15 protein-coding genes are annotated in these 18,863 nt (G+C 40.6%); 6 read left to right on the forward strand and 9 right to left on the reverse strand.

What is annotated here, in order from left to right; all coding sequences use genetic code 11:
- Positions 1-12: 12 nt before the first annotated feature.
- The 5 genes from cysW to NSQ94_RS14030 form a co-directional block, all read right to left on the reverse strand.
- The gene (gene cysW, locus NSQ94_RS14010) at positions 13-867 is read right to left on the reverse strand and encodes a sulfate ABC transporter permease subunit CysW (RefSeq protein WP_339229460.1); all 855 of its coding nucleotides are present in this window, start codon (positions 865-867) and stop codon (positions 13-15) included.
- A gap of 26 nt (positions 868-893) precedes the next feature.
- The gene (gene cysT, locus NSQ94_RS14015) at positions 894-1,679 is read right to left on the reverse strand and encodes a sulfate ABC transporter permease subunit CysT (protein ID WP_235600405.1); all 786 of its coding nucleotides are present in this window, start codon (positions 1,677-1,679) and stop codon (positions 894-896) included.
- Between the two features lie 87 nt (positions 1,680-1,766).
- The gene (locus tag NSQ94_RS14020) at positions 1,767-2,834 is read right to left on the reverse strand and encodes a sulfate ABC transporter substrate-binding protein (RefSeq protein WP_339229462.1); all 1,068 of its coding nucleotides are present in this window, start codon (positions 2,832-2,834) and stop codon (positions 1,767-1,769) included.
- A 139-nt stretch (positions 2,835-2,973) separates the two neighbouring features.
- A complete protein-coding gene (locus NSQ94_RS14025; RefSeq protein ID WP_063386635.1) occupies positions 2,974-3,153 on the reverse strand; it encodes a YezD family protein in 180 nt (59 codons plus the stop codon).
- The gene (locus NSQ94_RS14030; RefSeq protein ID WP_063386634.1) at positions 3,134-3,586 is read right to left on the reverse strand and encodes an Rrf2 family transcriptional regulator; all 453 of its coding nucleotides are present in this window, start codon (positions 3,584-3,586) and stop codon (positions 3,134-3,136) included. The genes NSQ94_RS14025 and NSQ94_RS14030 overlap by 20 nt, the downstream gene beginning before the upstream one ends.
- A 426-nt stretch (positions 3,587-4,012) precedes the next feature.
- Between NSQ94_RS14030 and NSQ94_RS14035 the strand changes: the two genes are divergently transcribed.
- The 6 genes from NSQ94_RS14035 (at position 4,013) to NSQ94_RS14060 (ending at position 6,027) form a co-directional block, all read left to right on the forward strand.
- Positions 4,013-4,234 carry a spore germination protein gene (locus NSQ94_RS14035; RefSeq protein WP_063386633.1) on the forward strand — a complete coding sequence of 74 codons (222 nt, stop codon included), beginning with the start codon at positions 4,013-4,015 and terminating at the stop codon, positions 4,232-4,234.
- Positions 4,235-4,245: 11 nt separating this feature from the next.
- Positions 4,246-4,455 (forward strand): spore germination protein GerPB, encoded by a 210-nt coding sequence (locus NSQ94_RS14040; protein WP_094245311.1) that lies wholly within the window; start codon positions 4,246-4,248, stop codon positions 4,453-4,455.
- Positions 4,456-4,524: 69 nt separating this feature from the next.
- A complete protein-coding gene (gerPC, locus tag NSQ94_RS14045) occupies positions 4,525-5,148 on the forward strand; it encodes a spore germination protein GerPC (protein WP_063386631.1) in 624 nt (207 codons plus the stop codon).
- Positions 5,145-5,321, forward strand: a complete 177-nt coding sequence (locus NSQ94_RS14050; RefSeq protein WP_339229464.1) for a spore gernimation protein GerPD — start codon at positions 5,145-5,147, stop codon at positions 5,319-5,321. Before gerPC ends, NSQ94_RS14050 begins: the two co-directional genes overlap by 4 nt.
- 32 nt (positions 5,322-5,353) lie before the next feature.
- Positions 5,354-5,719: a spore germination protein GerPE gene (locus tag NSQ94_RS14055; protein WP_157727918.1), complete on the forward strand. Its 366-nt coding sequence runs from the start codon at positions 5,354-5,356 to the stop codon at positions 5,717-5,719.
- 89 nt (positions 5,720-5,808) lie between these two features.
- The gene (locus NSQ94_RS14060; RefSeq protein WP_063386628.1) at positions 5,809-6,027 is read left to right on the forward strand and encodes a spore germination protein; all 219 of its coding nucleotides are present in this window, start codon (positions 5,809-5,811) and stop codon (positions 6,025-6,027) included.
- 841 nt (positions 6,028-6,868) lie between these two features.
- Here the strand turns inward: NSQ94_RS14060 and NSQ94_RS14065 are convergent.
- The 4 genes from NSQ94_RS14065 to addB are packed head-to-tail and all read right to left on the reverse strand — an operon-like array spanning position 6,869 to position 18,708.
- The gene (locus NSQ94_RS14065; RefSeq protein WP_339229466.1) at positions 6,869-10,276 is read right to left on the reverse strand and encodes an SbcC/MukB-like Walker B domain-containing protein; all 3,408 of its coding nucleotides are present in this window, start codon (positions 10,274-10,276) and stop codon (positions 6,869-6,871) included.
- A complete protein-coding gene (locus tag NSQ94_RS14070; RefSeq protein WP_066250620.1) occupies positions 10,273-11,454 on the reverse strand; it encodes an exonuclease SbcCD subunit D in 1,182 nt (393 codons plus the stop codon). The genes NSQ94_RS14065 and NSQ94_RS14070 overlap by 4 nt, the downstream gene beginning before the upstream one ends.
- Before the next feature lie 29 nt (positions 11,455-11,483).
- Complete coding sequence (addA, locus tag NSQ94_RS14075) at positions 11,484-15,215, reverse strand: helicase-exonuclease AddAB subunit AddA (RefSeq protein WP_327873525.1); 3,732 nt, start codon at positions 15,213-15,215, stop codon at positions 11,484-11,486.
- Entirely contained in the window at positions 15,205-18,708 is a 3,504-nt protein-coding gene (gene addB / locus NSQ94_RS14080) for a helicase-exonuclease AddAB subunit AddB (protein ID WP_327855822.1), read from the reverse strand. Before addB ends, addA begins: the two co-directional genes overlap by 11 nt.
- Positions 18,709-18,863: the final 155 nt, after the last annotated feature.

Genomic DNA, 18,863 nt, shown 5'->3' on the forward strand with positions numbered 1-18,863 from the left:
GATGCACACTCCTTACCCTTTTCCATCAACTACACCCTTCCATTCAAGCACCCCTTTAACAATTAATGTAACGATCGCCAACATAGCTAAAAGGGAAGCGACTGCGAATGCAGCAGTAAATTGGTACTCATTATATAAAATTTCTACATGGAGCGGGATCGTATTTGTCATTCCTCGTATATGCCCTGACACAACAGAAACGGCTCCAAATTCACCCATTGCTCTCGCATTGCACAGGATGACGCCGTATAAAATTCCCCATTTGACGTTTGGAAGCGTCACGAATAAAAATGTTTTCCATCCGCTGGCTCCTAAAGATAAAGCGGCTTCTTCCTGTTCACTCCCCTTTGCCTGCATGACCGGTATTAACTCGCGGGCTACAAACGGAAAAGTTACAAATAAAGTAGCCAAAATTATGCCTGGGACAGCAAAGATTATTTTCAATCCGAGCGAATCTAAAACCGGCGCTAACAAACCTTGTGCACCAAACAATAAAACAAAGCTTAAACCAGCGATAACGGGCGATACAGAAAACGGCAAATCAATAAGCGTGATGAGCCAGGTTTTCCCGGGAAACTGAAACTTTGTGATACACCATGCAGCAGCAATACCAAAAATAAAATTTAATGGCACTACTATTGCTGCGGTCAAAAGTGTAAGACGGATCGCTGATTGAGCATCCGGTTCTGTAACCGAAGCAAAATAAACGTCTAAACCGTTTTTCAAAGCTTCTGTAAAAACAGTAATTAGCGGGATAATGAGAAAAAAACCAACAAATAATAGAGCCGTTCCCGTCAATATAAAACGAATCCACGCAGATTCTGTATGAACACCGACAAGAGGCTGTTTCTTCGTTTTAGTACCCATTTGAGGCATAACATCTCCTTAGTGACTTAATGAATAAAATATTTTCGACTCGTTCTCCATTGCAAATAATTTATAAGAAAAAGCAGGAAAAAAGAGATAATCAATACAATAGCGGCAATCGCTGTTGCCCCCTCATAATCGTACTGTTCCAATTTGGTGACGATCAAAAGAGGGGCGATCTCCGTTTTCATTGGCATGTTGCCGGAAATGAAAACGACTGATCCGTATTCGCCTAACGCCCGCGCAAATGCGAGCGAAAACCCGGTGAACATCGCAGGAACTAGTGATGGCAAAATCACTTTCCAAAACGTTTGCCAACGGTTTGCACCTAAAACAGCTGCCGCTTCTTCGTACTGCTGATCTAAATCATGCAAAATGGGCTGGATAGACCGCACAACAAACGGCAATCCGATAAACGTTAAAGCAATTACGACACCGAGCGGGGTATAAACAGCCTCAATACCGAAGCGGTCCAAATACTGTCCAATAACGCCTGTCGGGGCATAAACAGCTGTTAAAGAAATTCCCGCTACTGCAGTTGGGAGAGCAAACGGCAAATCGATTAATCCGTCGATAATTCTTTTCCCTGGAAAATCATATTTCACTAACACCCAAGTAAGCAAAAGACCAAAAACTAAATTGATGGCAGCGGCAATAAATGAAGAAACAAAAGATAAACGAAGCGAGGCTGCCACCCTGTCAGTTGTGACGATTTGCCAAAATTGCTCCCAGCTGAGTGTTGAGGCTTTTAAAAAGATAACGGACAAGGGGATCAACACTATTAAACTAAGATAAGTTAGCGTAAAGCCCATCGTGAGTCCCCAACCTGGAATAACCCCTTTTCTGTGCTGTTGTTTTGTTTTGGCCACTTCCAATCCTCCATTCATCGGAACAAATCATTATTTCGGCTGATAAATTTGATCGAAAATACCGCCGTCGTCAAAATGTTTTTTCTGAGCCTCTCTCCAGCCCCCAAACAGTTCGTCAACTGTAAAGAGTTCCAATTGCGGGAATGTATCTTTATATTTTTCAGCGACTTTTGGCAATGTTGGACGATAATAATGCTTCGCTGCCAATTCCTGTCCTTCTTCCGTGTACAAATATTTCAAATACTCTTCAGCTACTTCGCGCGTTCCTTTCTTATCAACCACCTTGTCTACAACAGCAACAGGAGGTTCTGCTAAAATGCTTACAGAAGGCACAACAATCTCAAATTGATCCTTTCCTAATTCATTGATGGCTAGAAAAGCTTCATTTTCCCAAGCAAGAAGAACATCACCGATTTTTCTTTCGACAAATGTTGTTGTAGCACCCCTTGCCCCGGAATCTAATACTGGAACATTTTTATATATTTTCGCAACAAATTCTTTTGCCTTCTCTTCATCGCCGCCATATTTTTTCAATGCGTATCCCCATGCAGCTAAATAATTCCAGCGTGCTCCACCCGATGTTTTTGGATTGGGGGTTATAATCGAAACATCAGATCTGACAAGATCGTCCCAATCTTTAATACCTTTCGGATTTCCTTTGCGTACTAGAAACACAATAGTGGACGTGTAAGGAGAACTGTTTTTATCCAATCTTTGTTGCCAATTTTTTTCGATCAATCCAGTATCTGCAATGGCGTCAATATCATAAGCCAGCGCTAACGTTACAACATCAGCCTCCAAACCATCGATAACAGACCGCGCCTGCTTGCCAGAACCGCCATGTGATTGCTTTATCGTAACCTCTTGACCAGTTTTTTCTTTCCAATAGTTTGCGAAAGCTTTATTAAAGTCTTGGTAAAGCTCACGTGTAGGGTCATAAGAAACGTTTAATAACTCGACTGCCTTTTTATCTCCCTCTGAGCTGGAGCTGGCACTTTCATTTTTTGAACCACAAGCACTTAAAACAAGAGCTATACTTGTAATAACAGATAATAGAAAAAATAGTCCTTTTGACTTGCGTTTATTTGTAATATTCATAAAATTCATCTCCCTTTCCGCTATGTTTCGGTGGCGGTGTTATAAATAAAAAAACTTCCTCGATCCGGGAATATTGAAAAGACATAGGGAGTCTTCGGTGGACCGATCGACGACCTCTTTATGATATTGTTTTATATGTTCACTTAGCCCCTTTGTTATGGCCATCCTTTCGTTCTAAAGGATAACGGAATTTTTCCAATTTTTCGATTTGTGTAATTCTTGAGTCATGTACAATAATTTGCACAGATCCGTATTCCAAATCTTCTAGTGAACGTATAATTCTTTCAATCCACTCCTGATCAATTTTCGTTTTTAACAAAGCTCTCCCCTCCAATTCCCGTTGTAATTCTTTTATTCAATAAATCATCTAAAGTTGTTTGTTCAAGAACGCGGGCAATTGTGTCACGTACAACCGTCCAAAGCGGCTTTAATAAACACTTATCTTCCAATGGACACGGCACATAAGCCGTCGTACTGGCACACCCCATTGGAGATAAAGGACCTTCAATTTGCCGGATAACCTCCCCTATGTTAATGTCAGTCGGCGATAAACGGAGCATATAGCCTCCTTGTATACCCCTTTTACTGTGCACATACCCCAATTTTCTTAATTGGAGCAAGATTTGTTCCAAGTATTTGACCGTAACTAGCGTTTGTTTGGCGATTTCATTGATCGGACAGACTTTTCCCTGTTGCTGACCAAGTACAAGCAAAGCACGTAATGCATATTCACCTCTGCTTGAAACCTTCACCAAATGCCCCCTTCCCCTGAAAGTTTACTAGATTAATCTCGACTAAAACGGTAGGGATTTTCACGACAAAAACTTTTTGATAGTTTAAGAAAATAATATTGAGTTACATTTTAATCGTATTAATCCTATATGTCAAGTAAGAATAATAATTTTTTTGTACTTTTTTCCATTATTTTTCCTTGACAAATGAAAAACATTGTAAAACAAGAAGAGTCATCATGCTATTCGGGCAAAAAAATTTTTTTGTGCAATCATTTGATGGAGTTTTTCATGGAAACGGGCTAAAAGCACCACGAATTTTGCATAGTTATTTTGTGAAATATTGAGGTATACAAAAATGCGATTCTAAACGTTTATCACAGTTTTCAAGACATAACATACACTAAAAATAGCTAAATAACTTTTAAGGTAAAGGAATGGAAAGCGATGCCTGCAATTGTTGGTGCTATGAAGGTAAATAGCGTCGGGACGGCCAGTGTCGTTCATGTCGGAGACGTCGTAAACATTTCACCATACAGTGAAGTGAAAACATTCGCAGGGGCCGGTTCCTTCAATACAGGCGACGGTCTTTACGTATTTAATCAAAACAGCATTACGAATACGTTTGACAGTGATCTCGTTGATCAGCCGCAAGTGTTAAACGCTTAGAGGGTGGTTTTATGAATTTTTATATTCAACAATCGATTCACATACAATTTATACGTATCGGAACGATCGCCAATTCATCCGTATTTCAAATCGGCAGCGCCGGAATCATAAAACCGCTGTCGAATTTATACAACACAGGACAATTTACTGAACCGGCTCCCGCTCCATCCGGCCAGGGAAACGGAGTCATTGTGCCTCTCCGTCCACCAAACATTTCATAGTGATTCACCTTTCATTTGGAAAAGAATATAAATATGGTAACGAATGCTGATAAAGGTGGGGAGAACATCATGAATTACACTGTGCAATCATTATTGCAATATATCCTAAAATTGGAACAATATCTCCATTCCCAAAGCAAAAGAATCGACCATCTGGAAAAAGGGTTTCTTTACCTTGAAGAACAAATGGAAGAGATCAAAAACAAACCTTATACAAATATTGAAAAAGTTGAGTACAAATTTGACCAATTGAAAATCGAAACGCTCGAAGGAGTCTTGAATATCGGCTTAAATCCTGCTGATCAGGAAGCAATTGAACAATTTTCCGTAAAAAATGAAGAACTAAACGTCGATGATGTTCATAGCGAATTAAAACAGCAAATATTCGAACAATGCGTTGAAAGCATTCATAGTTATTTACAAGAAGAATGTCCGAAAAAGATTGAAGACTTTGCTAAAAACTATGAATATGAATTAGATGAAACATATAAAGCTATCATCATAGAAGACATTAGAAAACAACTTGAAGGAAGGATTACTTATTATCTACAAAGACTCCGTCTCCATGAGCAAACAGATATAAAAGAAAAAATACAATGGATTGAAGAAAAGGTAAAAAAAGATATTGATCAATCGATCGATCATTTTTTTAAACATTTCCCCAATAAAAAGAAAGGCGACGAATTGTCATGAATTTTACCGTCATCAATAACGGCTTGCGTGTGGGCATGGTGAGAATCATAGGGGTTTCAAGTTCATCAGTTTTTTTAATAGGGGATGCGGATAAAATCTCTCTTTCTTCCATTTTTGATACGCCACCTGAATCATTAATCATCGGTCCATTTGTTCCTTTGTCATTAGACTAATGTATTTGTTAAAAAGATTTGCGAACATAAGAGTGGCGTATATACACTCAGTAGACATCTGTTCCGTATTCCAAATCGGTGACGCGAAAAAAATTACCCCTAAAACGAATGTTCTGGCAGTTCAGCGGGACTATGAAAAATTTAATACAAAGGAAGGGTCGTTTCGCTCCTATCAGCTTTTCCGCGAATCCATTCCTCAGCCTTCCTTTGACGAACAATTTTCCAGCGCATATTCAAACAATTCTCCGAACATATATGTCGATCACGTAAAAATTTTGGGCATCTCATCTTCAAGCATCGTGAACTTTGGATCAGCCGAAGAAATATGCGCGGAAGCACGAATAAAACATATTCGACAATTGTCTAAAAACGTTGATGGCGACGAAAAACAACGGTAATTTCAACAGGACAAAACATATTGATCCCTGAACAATAGATTTTCTCTACGCATGTGATTTATGAGACAACAAGGAAAAGGATGTTCCTCATGCCAGCGATTGTCGGACCGATAAAAATTAATTCCGTTTCAGGAGGAGTTGTGAATTTCGGAGATTCCTTTTATTTATCTCCAAAATCAGCATCAAAATCCATCAGCGGCTCTGGTAGCAGCTGCACAGGCGATTTTCATATTAATAACAACGGTCTCAGCATAACAAACGGAATCGATCCGGACGTAAATGATCAAAACCAGACGGCAAATGCATAGCCACCTGGTTCGTTAAAAAGACTTAGTGAAAAATAACGATTGGATTTATATTATGATCCAGAAACACTATTTGCGAGCAGGACATTCAATTTGTTGTCCTGCTCAATAAAAAAAGCGCATTGTCTTGCATTTCAGATCAAAAGACTCTTTTTAGGAATGTGGATGTCCTCATGATGCACAAATAGAGTGAAACTATGAATCGGTTCAAAGAAGCTGAAAACCTGCATTAGTTTTTTCATGGACTGTTATACAGTTAGAAAGCATTCGCACTCACAACATTAACATACAATACAGTTAATTTCGTAAAGTGATTTTCATCCCGTTGTAAAAGAGGAATTTGATATTTTATAAGACTCGCCTTTTCATAGTCTTATTTTTTTGACGGAAAACTTTTACTCAACCTATTTCAAAACGGGCTAAATTGCAGATGGTACCGTTCTCCTGTTTTTAAGCTTATTTGGAAATGCTGAAACGATTTGTGCATGATGCAGCAGGCGTCACCATCGAACCTGCTTTTTTCGCTTATTTGGAGAATGCTGAAGCAGCATACATCTTGTCAAAACGATGAAAAACGGTTAAAAAAGTACGGATGAGCACAGCAATCAAAACATGCTAAGATTAGTAGGGGTTGTCTTAGAAAGTCAAAATCCATTGAAAACGAAACATCATAAACATTTGATATATCAACATTTCTAAAACATTAACGGGGCGTCTATAAGCCGGAAAATCGACTTATTAGACAGCCCCGTCACGTTGAGCGGTTAAGATCCTTTAGAGAATGTAATACTTGCTGTTAACTGGTAACGGCATACTAGGTAAGAAATATCCTTGCTTCATGTAATTAAATCGTTTCGATTCGCACGGTCGTTCCATTTCCGGAAGGTTCAGCTGGCTCAATGATCAGCCGCTTAGGCAATCGTTCCCTTAGCTCCTGCACGTGACTGATTACGCCAACGGATAAATTTTGCGATTGCAGTTTTTCCAAAGCCGATACAACCGTATCGAGAAGCTCTGCATCAAGCGTTCCAAACCCTTCATCAAGGAAAAAAAACTGAAGCGGATATTTTCCGCGAAGCTGAATTTGGGTGGACAACGACAAAGCTAAGGCTAAAGAAGTTAAAAATGTTTCTCCGCCAGATAATGTCGAAACAGGTCGTTTTACTCCGCCATTTGCATCGTCACGCATGATAAAACCGCCTTCTGAATCGACTTCAATCGCATATCTTTGTCTTGTCAATTCCCCAAGCCGCTGTGAAGCATCAAAGCTTATTTGTTGAAGCTGTTCCTCAGCCATGTATTCGACAAAACTATTCCCTTTCAGGACGGCTTGAAGTTTTTCTAACCGATTAAGAAGAAGCTGCAACTCTTCTTTCTCTTTTTCTATTTCCACATATCGTTCATGTTTTTCCTTTAACAGCTGCAAATGCTTTGCCGCCGCGCCTCTTTGTTCCATTGCTTCGTTTACTTGCTTTCTAGCTTCTTCTAAGCATTTTTTCGTTTCTTCCCATGTTTCCTGCTTAAGAACAGTTCCGCCTAATTTTTCTTCCAGACGTTCAATTGCAGATGCTACATGCTCCATTTCTTTTTTATATTGATCTAGACTCGTTTGCATAGCCAGTTTTTCTTCTTCCTGCAAAACGGAATTTCTCACTTCATGCACATTTGCAAAAGGAGTCTGCTGTTTTCGGTCGTTCCAATTTTTTTCCGCTTTTTCAAGCTTGCTTATACAGCTTGCCAATTGCTGTTTGGCGGTATGGAGCTGACTTTCAGCTTTTTGATATTCATTTGCCGTTTTTTGAAAAATATCATAAGCTGCTTGTTCATCCCTTTTTAGCTGTTCAAGGGCAAGATCGATCCTCTTAAGTTCTGTTAAAAGGTTTTCCTTTGCAGCTCTTTGCGCTGTGAGCCTTTTCTGTTTATCGGCTATCAGTTCTGCCTGCCTGTCCATTTCTCCTTTTTTGGCAGCTAATTGAGTGGAAAGATTGAGTATTTCTTCCCTTAACCGCTCGATTTCCTGTTCTTTTTCTTGAATAAAGCTGACGCTTTTTTCAATTCGTTCGTGCAGCTGTTCAACGAGCGAGTCTTTTTTACTAATTTCCTTTACATACATCTCGATTTGATCCATATCGAGATCAGCAAACTCTAAATCCCACTTTCTTTTTTCTTCTTCCAGCTGCTCTATTACATTTTGCAATTGTAGCATGATTTCGGATAAGTCTTTTTCCCCAGCATCCAGCAACGGTTCTATTTGTGCTGTAATATGGTTGACTTCACGAATGTCTGCTATTGTTTTTCTTATTGCGTCTTTTATTTCTAAGTAATCTTGGTTCAAAGCTTTCCATTCGATTTTAAATTTGTCATATGCCAAAAGATCATGAGGCTTATCGTCCATCGTAATGATCGGCTCTTCGTTAGCCGACGCTATTTCTTTCACTCCGGCAAGGAATGACTGTTCCGCTTGTAAATCTTCAGACAGCTCCTGCAGCTTTTGCTTCAGCGAGGAATACAGCTGTTCGGTTTGATCACATTCTTTGAAAATTCGTTCTAGCTGCTGCGTTGTTTCTTCTAATTTTTTTAAACGTTCAATCGAAAAATGTCTGTTCGGGGCCGGATGATGTGTGGAGCCGCAGACAGGGCAAGGTTCCCCCTCCGTCAACTGCTCGGAAATCAAAGCTGCCGCCTGATTTGTTCTTTCTTCTTCAAGCTGACTTTTTGCAGCCTGTAAATCATCCTTTACTTTTTCTTTAAAAAATTCATGCTCCCGCATTTGGCTGCATAAACGATCATAAACTTTTTGTAATTGATTGAAATTACCTGCCAGGCGTTCGTTTAATTCACTCTTTTTGCGGGCGGACTCGTCAGCCTTTTCCCGCCATTCGTTAAGCTGGTCTTCTTTCTTTTGCTTTTTGCTTTTTAATTCATATTCGTCTTTCATAAGCTGCATGATTTTCAGCTTCTGTTGATATGCTTTTTGGATTTTTTCCCGGAATTCTCTTGAAACTGTTTCTTCTTTCGCCTGCTGTTTTAAAGCCTGCTGCTTCTCTAACGCCCTATTTAATAATTCGCTCGTCTTTCTCTCTGTATGCTGTTTTTCATGCAGCCTCGTTTTCAATGCTTCATAGTCTTCTTTCAGCTTTGCAAACGATGCTTCATCCTCTTTGATTTCTGCATCCAATGAGATAAGCTGTTTCAATAGTTCACGTTTTGTTAAAAGCTCCGGCTCTTCAACAGCTTTTTTGGCACGAATCGCTTCAAAAGCTTCCTTTTTTTCTTTATAAAGGCTTGCTAGCTTTTTCTCTTCCTGCTGCCAATGCTCTGTTTCTTTTTCAAAACGGTCCTTTTCCGCTAAATGCTCGAGCACTGCTTCCGCATATGGTTTCAGCATCTCCGCTTGCTCCGCTTTTTTCAGCTTTTCTTCGATTTCTTGAAACCGCTCCTTTTCTTGCTCAAGCTCCTGTCGTTTTTTCTCATAAGTCGTTTTTTCCGTCTGCAAATTCCAGATTGTCTGAATCCGCTCAAATTCCTTTGCTGCCTCATCCAGCTGCTTTTCCCGTTCTTTCAGCACTGTATCACAGCGTATAAACGTTTTTTCAGCCTCTAAAACGGCTCCTTTCGAGGCATCGCCAAGACCTGCTTGTTCCGCTGACAATTCAGCGAATTGCTGTCTTGATTCCAAAAGACGTTTTTTCAGCTTTTTATTTAATTGGTCGCCGAATCGTTCCAAATTGAACAATCGTTCAAACATTTTCCTTCTTTCCGAGCCTTTTAAAGAAAGAAATTCAGCAAACTTCCCTTGCGGAAGGACAACAGCGCGGGTAAAATCCTCTATCGTCAGCCCTAAAAGCTCGTAAATCTTGTCATTTACATCATTTGTTTTATCTGCCAAAACGACCGTTTCTTCTCCTATTTCGAGAAGCCGGCACAGCCTTGTGTTGATCCTGACATTATCCACCCGCTTAAATGTTCGTTCAACAGTGTATCTTTTTTTTGATCGGCCATCTTCAAGCTCAAATGTAAAACTGACATATAATTGATCTTCCGCATGATTCATTATCCCTTGCGTATTATTGGCCGCTCGCTCTACTTTTCCATAAAGCGCTAACGTAATGGCATCCAATATCGTTGATTTTCCACTGCCAGTCGGACCAAATATTCCGAAGACACCGCCGTCGCATAGTGTTTCAAAATCGACCGTCTGCATCTTTCGATAGCTATTCAGTCCAGCTAAAGAAAGTTTTATCGGCTTCATGACTGTGCTCCTTCCTCTTTTAAGTCTTCAGAGAGCAATGTCATAAACAGTTCAATGAGCTCTGTCTCCGGCTCGGCGCCGCCAGTTTGTTTTTTGTAAAAACGTTTAAACATTTCATCAATCGGGAGATTTTCTCTTCTTTCTTGTTGGATCTTTTCGGCTTCTTTTTCAAAAATCGGCCGGATGTGAATAAAGCCGTCGTGCCATTTTCTCAACCGATGAATTTCTTCTAATGAAAGGCTGTCGGTCAAAAAAATTTCAAGATCAATCCATGCGTTTTTGTCTCTTCCTTCTTCAAGCCACTGGTGAACTTGAAGAAGACCGCCAGTTGCTTTCCATTTCACAAGCGGTTTTCCGCTCGACAAATAAATTTCGGAAACAACCGCGTTCTCGCCGGGTTTTGCATCGATCACTGTGACAGACTTCGTATAACCTGCCTCAGAAAAGCTATAGGCAAGCGGCGATCCGGAATATCTTGCCGGCACATTGGACTTTTTAACATTTTGCGGCCGGTGAAGATGCCCCAATGCGACATATTGCGCTTTTTCCGGGAGGCTTGTGGCTCGAACTGTATACGCTCCGCCGACTTCAATCGGTCTCTCCGAATCTGTCGTGCTGCCTCCGGCTACATAAAGATGGCTCATGGCAATATTCACCGTATGAGGTTCAAACTCTCTGCTCATCATTGCAAACAAGCCGCGAATTTTTTCATCGTAATGCTCTCTCAATAAGAGTTCATCATATTCGTTTGAAAGCAGTTCATTCAGCCTTGCTTCCGACGGATAAGCAAGCGCCGCCAGCTTCATTGTTTCATTTGTCCGCGGAACTTCAACCGTTAAAACATCGCCTCTCGGGTAGCCGATCAACTCGATCGCCTGCTCCTTTGCCAGCGGAGCTGCTGCTTGCAATCGTTCCGGACTGTCATGATTTCCGGAAATGATGATAACACGTCTTTTTCCTCTATCAGAAAGTCTTGAAATACTTTCATAAAACAGCTTTTCTGCTCCTGCCGGAGGATTCACCGTATCAAAAACGTCTCCTGCCATCAAAATGACATCAATTTTCTCCTTTACAACAATTTCATACAGTTCATCAAGAAACTGTGCCTGCTCTTTTAGCCTGCTCCGACCTTCAAGCGTTTTTCCGAGATGCCAATCCGCCGTATGCAAGATTCTCAATTGCCTCACCTCTAAAATAGTCTGCAAATCTATAATTTTATGATGAGCCCTGCATCAAAAAAGAATAAATACCGATCATCGACTCGTCTTTTTAAGATTGACTCTACCGCCTTTGCATACAAGTCAATTTGAATTTCATATCGAGAAGCAAGCACCTGTTTTGCCTTTTCAATGGATGGAAAACGATCCTTTACCGCATCCGTTTTGTAATCTAACAGAACGAGCCCATCGTCATCTTCAAAAAGGCAGTCGATCACACCTTGAACGATGACCGTTTCAGTATTGAGAGAACTTCCTTTTTCGTAAATTTCGTTCGCCGGCACTGCCAAATTGAAAGGGATCTCGCGAAAAATTTTTTTTGCGCCTTTTAGGCGTCTACCCAGCGGTGATTCAAAAAATTGCACAATTCCTTCTACATTGACCGCTTCCACCTGCTCCTCCGTTAATATTTCTTTTTTCACGAGAGAATGCACGGTTTGTCGAATCGTTTGTTCCGTCAAGTCTTCACCCAATGGCAAATGCTGCATCACTGTGTGCATGGCCGTTCCTTTTTCTGCTGCTGTAAGAGATTTTGCCTGCATAAATTTCGGACGCTTGTACGAGGAATTCCCTTGTATTTTCTTCTTTATGGAAATGTCGCTGTATTCATCTGAAAATTGAAGTCTTCTTTTGATTTCCGTCACCGATTGCTTCGACCGGAGAGAGGCTGCATCTGAAAAAGGATAGCTCCAGGACAACTGACTTTGCACTTGGTTGGCGAAACTACTTGTTGACTGAACAGGAACGAAATTTCTCAAAGCGTCCATTTTTTCATCCATCATAACCGCTGCCTGCTCATTTTGCTCTTTTAATTTTTCTTCAGGAATCACATCAATTTGCAATTTCACCGGATAAGAGAAGATTTCATCCGCTGCTTCTCTTTCTTCTTCTCGTAAAATTGCCGCATCTTTATGACGGATGACAGCAGGACCGATCCAATCTAAATAACATACTGCCTTTAAACGATCGTAATCTGGAAGCAGCCATTCGCGGTGAGTGAATGATTGCTCCCATTCTTTAAACTTTTTTTCTCCGTCTTTCACTGTGCCAATTAAAAACAGCTTTTCCTTTGCTCTAGTCAAAGCCACATACAATACCCTAAGCTCTTCCGAAAGCATTTCCATTCTCAATTTCTTTTTTACAGCTATATAAGGAAGAGTAGGATACACAATCCGCTTTTTTTCATCGATAAACAGCGAGGCAAACCCTAATTCTTTATCGAGCAAATATTTTTTGGTCAAATCTTTCATATTAAATCGTTTAGATAAACCTGCACAGAAAACAATCGGAAATTCAAGCCCCTTGCTTGAATGAATCGTCATAATTCGGACAACATCTTCCTGCTCTCCTAAAGCTCTTGCTGCTCCTAAATCATCGCCCCGTTCCTGCATTCTTTCAATAAACCTCAGGAATCGGAACAATCCCCGAAAGGACGTTTCCTCATATTGCCTTGCTCTGTCATATAATGCCCTTAAATTGGCCTGCCGCTGCTTTCCGCCGGGCATTCCGCCTGCAAAATCAAAAAAGCGGGTATCACGGTACAATTGCCAAATTAAATTCGAAACGGAGCTTTTTCTCGCCAAGTTCCGCCATTGATTGAGCCGGCTGACAAATTCGCTTACTTTTTGATAAAGCTCGCTATGATGGGCTTTTTCTTGCTGCAAAAATGATTCAAGTGCATCGAAATACGCACCGTTTTTCTTATAAAGACGGATGATGGCAAGTTCATTTCCGCTTAAGCCGACAATCGGCGAACGCAGCACAGAAGCGAGCGGAATATCTTGATAAGGATTGTCGATAATTTTTAAAAGCGAAAGCATAATGGCCACTTCTGTTGCTTCAAAATATCCTGTTGATAAATTCGCATACACCGGAATACCTTGCTGCTTAAACTCTTCCATGATTTGCGGCGCCCAAGGCATCGAACGAAGCAGGATCACAATATCTCTGTATGTGACAGGTCTCGTACGATCAAGCTTTCGGTCGTAAACAGGAAAGCCTTCCTGAATAAGCTCTTTTATTTTTTTCGCCATAAGGCGGGCTTCAAGCTGCACCGTTTCCAATTCTTCTTCATCAAATTCAATCATTATTTCTTCTTTTTCTGCTAATTCCTCCTTCCGGCGGTCTATTAGGAGGAGCTCTGTATTCATTCTACTGTTCTCTGGATAACGTGCGCCAAGCTTCAATTCTGCTGCCTCATCATAAACGACTTCGCCTACAGTCTCTCCCATCAATTGTTTGAAAAGAAAATTTGTGGCGTCCAAAACTTCTTTTCGGCTGCGGAAATTTTTAGCTAAATCGATGCGCAAGCCGGAATTCGTTCCGCTGGAGGTAAACCGTTTATATTTCGCCAAAAACAATAACGGTTCAGCCAGCCGGAAACGATAAATGGATTGTTTTACATCGCCGACCATAAATAGATTTCCTTCCGATTCATGATCTTTTGACACCAGCTTTAAAATCGCTTCCTGCACCAAGTTGGTATCTTGGTATTCATCCACTAATACTTCTTGAAATTGTCGTTTAAAAAACAAAGCAGCATCACTCGGAACAACATTTCCTTTCTCATCTTTTTCTGTTAATATTTGTAAACAATAATGCTCAAGATCCGAAAAATCGACAATTCCTTTTTCTTTTTTCATTGCTTCCAGCCGAACAGCAAATTTTTTCACCAAGTCGGCTAAACAAATCATTGTGCGCTTCATTTTTTTCAAATCGAGCAGCTGGTTTTGAATATCCCTGGAGAAAAGCTCATTTTTTAATTTCTCTATTTCCTTTGTTGCTTTCTTTCTCATTTCCGTCACTTCATCAATGAGCTCTTTTCGATATTCTTCTCCCCTGCATGCCTTGGCGCGTGTCGGTTGAAAAGCTCTCATTTGCTCGGCAAGCTCCTGCCACGATGAAGCGTTTATAATGTTTTCCACCTGTTTCATGTCATCGAGTAAATTTTCAGCCCTTGGAGAGGGGCCACCCGGCAATTTCGTAATGTCGAGAGCTCTCGCTAACAAATCCTTGATTCCGGAAAGCTGTATCGCTATATCCTTCCGTAAATATTGAAAAAACGGCAAGTCCTCGTATGATTCAGCTTGTTCTATGTCATACATTTGCACCATTTCATCAAGCCATTTTTCCGGGAAAGGATTAGATCTAGCAAATTCATAAATGGATCTAATAATTTTTTTGATTTCATCATCTGAGCGATCGCCTGTATATTTGTCAACTAATTCGAAAAATAGTTCATTATGCTCCATTCCATATTCTTCTTCTAACAATTCATCCATGCAATCTTCCATTAACAGTTCCATTTCTGTTTCGTCCGCTATTCGAAAACCGGGATCAATATCAATTTTGTAATAAAATTTGCGAACGACTTGCAGGCAAAAAGAATGCAATGTTGATATTTGCGCTTTATTTAAAAGGGTTAATTGGCGGCGCAAATGGAGGGAAGAAGGCTGGTTTCGCAAAGCCTTTGCCAGCGCTTCGCCAATTCTGCTGCGCATTTCTGCAGCCGCAGCGTTTGTAAATGTTACGATTAACAGTCGGTCCACATCTACAGGATGCTGATTGTCGGTCAGCTTGCGAATAATCCGCTCAACTAGAACGGCTGTTTTCCCTGATCCGGCAGCGGCCGCCACTAATATATCTTGTCCGTCGGCGACAATCGCTTTCCATTGTTCATCGGTCCATTGGCCTTTTTCTAACTTTTTCAGCTCATTCTTCATCTGAATCCACCTTCTCCCTTACCTTTTGCAGCACTTCTTCCCCTTTTAAGCTTTTCAATATGCGAAAACGGTTCGTTTCAATCGATTCATCAAATTGACAGACAGATTTAAAGGAACAAAAGGTGCAAGGCGTTTTCTCTTTCATTTTATATGGCGCAATGGAAATATTTCCGTCTGTTATTTCCGTACCGATCCGCTTAAATTCGCGCCGGATATACGAGCGTAATGCATGAAATTCATCCTCGCTGGCGATTTGAGAATTTGCATAAAATTCCCCGGTTTTCTTTATGCCGGCTTGAACGATTTTGGAATAGCCGCTTTCCAATTTTTGATCCATTAACCGCACCGTTTCTTCGTCTCCAAGCAGCAAGCCTTTCATTTTAAATTTCTTCAAAATTTCTTCTTCTATTTCATCATCCGTTAATAAATCTGGGGACTGTATGAACGGATCATGAATATGGAAATACAGCACCCCTGCTGGAGTCGCTTCTACGCCAAGCCAAGATTGAGAATTGGAAATAACAACATCCAAGTAAGTGAGCATCTGCAGCGCAATGCCGTAATACACTTCTGCCAAATTTAATGTTTTGTCGCTCGATTTAAAATCGACGATGCGAAGCAAAAGACCTTTCGAACTTTCCGCTTTATCCACTCGGTCTATCCTTCCGACGACCTCCAACGTACATCCGTTTTCAAGCTTAAATCGGAACGGGGGGAGCTTGCTTTTTTCATCAAATGATATTTCTAAACCAATTGGGACAAAACCGCTTGCTTTTGCATGTTCGCTTAAAACCTTTGATGCGCGGGCAACAATATTTTGAAGCTTGCGTTTAATATAATAGTGGCGGTTTGTGCTCATTAAAATTTCTTTTTGCAGCTTCGGCGCCAGCTGTTCGACTGCATCATGAGCAAGTCTTTCGCAATTCTCCTTTGTTAATTCGCGCCATTCTACTTTCATGCTTTGAAGCCGGTCTGCCATCAGCTTTAATGCCGCATGGAACAATTGGCCGATATCCGGCGCTTCCAATCTGTAATACTCCCGTTCTTTTAACTTTAAGCCGTGAGAAGCAAAGTGGGCAAAAGGACATGCCCGAAACCGCTCCATCCTTGAAACGCTTCCTTGTATTTTCCGTCCATATAATTTTCTGCTTACCTCTTCGGATAAAGGTCTTTCTGTATTTGAATAAAACAGGCTGGCAATCGCCTTTTTCGCTTTGCTGCTCCATTCTTGATCATATACAAAGTAATTGTAAACATCCCACCACAGCTCATGGAGAGGATACTGCTTTTTCCAATTTTGCAATTTTGAAGTTAAAACAGACAAAGAAACATTCGGACTGACAATAAAAGAAAGCTGTTCTTCCGCCTCCTCACTTTCCGGTTCATTAAGAGAGATCATTTCCTTAGCATCTGGAAATATTTCTTTTAACCGTTTGACAATAATAGACGGCATGAGCGCTTTTCCTTCTTCATCCGCCAAAGAATACGATAAATACAGCTTTTGCTTAGCAGACGCGAGCGCTAAATAAATCAAAAAATTTTCATCCAGCAATTTTCTTCGAGCTGTCGGCGCAAGCTTCACTCCATTATGATATAGAAGCTCTCTTTCATCATCTGTTAAAACTCCGTCTTCCACCGGTTTTGCTGGAAGCACTCCGTCATTTGCTCCTGCAATAAATGCCATCTTAATGCCATATAAACGTGACCGGTCAAGTGTTGCGACAATCACTTGGTCAATGGCCGGCGGAACGAGAGAAAATTTCATCGATTCCATTCCGGTTTCGACCATTTCCCTAAACAAATGAATGGAAATTTCCTGATCGCCCATAATTTCTACAAATTCATCCAATAGCTCTATCACAGCATTCCAAACTTGATCATGCTCCCTTGCTTCAATCAAGTTCCCTCCATTTTCCGCATCTAGACGAAGAAGCTCCAGCTTATCAGGCACTTTTGTTTGTTCTAAATACATATATAGCGCTTCGGCCATATCCCTGCCGGTTTTGGCGCGTTTCATCTTATTTTCCAATGCCTGCAGAGGCTCCACAATCAGCTTCCGTAATTGATTGATCCGTTTTTCTATTTCCTCTTCTTCATCTGTCTTTTTGTCGTTGTCATAGAATGAATGGTACTTCCTGTACGTCCAGCCGGCTTGATCCGTCCATTTTTTCCCTTGAATACCGTAGGCAAGCACATAATTTTCCAATTGATCCATTTCTTTTCTCATTTCGGCTTTATCGGCATCTAGCGGGTAAAGAAATTCTGTTTTAATCGTTCTGAAAACAGCTTCATACCGCCAGTTTCCGGTTATGACTTCCAAGCTCGAGCGGATAAATTCGATCAGCGGATGATATGTCATTGAGCTTTTTTCATCTATAAAAAAAGGAATCTCGTAATCTTGAAACAATTGCTCCAGCAAATCTCTGTAATCGGACATGTTTCTAATAAGCAGTGCAATCTCCCGAAATCGCACTCCCTCATCCCGAACGAGGCGGATAATTTCTCTAGCAATCCCTTCAATTTCGGCGCGTCTATTCACCGCTTGCATAAATACAATCGCGCTGTCTCCGTGAAAAGGTTCGGGAGTATGGGAAGAGTACATTTTTTCTAGATGAACAAGTGACGGCTCTTCAATAAAACGTTTCCGGTCAGTCATATATGCTACTTCATCAATGGAAATATTATTTCGTTCAGCCATTTTTTTCAGCAAAGAAAAGGTTTCAGCCGTCATGTAAAATAAATGAAGCTCGTCGGCAACGGCCTCTTCAGGCGGTTTATCCAATGTGAGAGCAATTGTTATAGAAGAAGCTGTTTTCATCATCGATTCGACTACTTGCAATTCTTGAGGCGTAAAATTGTGAAAGCCGTCGATATAAATTTCCGCTCCGTCCATGTAGCTTGATTCATAAATCTTCTCTGAAAGAAGCTGCAAATAATCCTCTGAATCTATGTATTTATCAGCAAATAATTTTTCCACGGAACGATAGATGCCCGCCAAATCTTTCAATTTATCGGAAAGAATCCGCTCTCTATGATCATGGCTTTCCGCTAATTTTTTTACTTGATCATCCAGCATATCTGGACTGATGATATATCTTTTCATTTCTGTAATCATCTGTTCGATATGCTCAATAAAGCCTTTTTTTTCACTTGCTTTGGAAAACACTTTAAATTCGTGCTTTTTTTCTTCGATGATTTTTCGAAGAAACATGTTCATGCCTGTTTGGGAAATAAAGGTACGGCTGATGCCTCCTTCCTCCTGCAGCACCCTCCACGCCAAACGGTTGAAGCTCAATACTTGCGCTCTAATGATTCCTCCTAATTCCGGAGTTTTCATCAGTTCATATTCCATTTGAAAAGTCATTTGATCTGGAACAAGAAACAAAATAGGTTTTCCATTATACGGATCTTCTTTTAATTTTTCCCTAATTTCGTTTAAGATTGCCGTCGTTTTTCCTGTGCCGGATGAACCGACCAAAAACTTAATACCCATGAAATCTCCCCCCTTCAGAAGGCATCCAAACGGAAAATGGGACAATTTTCTTGTCCCATTCTGATTTCGTGTTTATGAATACATTTATTTTACTGTAAATGGTTTTGAAAATCCATTGATTCGGACAATCCGAATTTCCAACTAATAGGAATCAT

It is taken from the genome of Aeribacillus sp. FSL K6-2833 (assembly GCF_037965815.1).
GTDB lineage: Bacteria > Bacillota > Bacilli > Bacillales > Aeribacillaceae > Aeribacillus > Aeribacillus composti.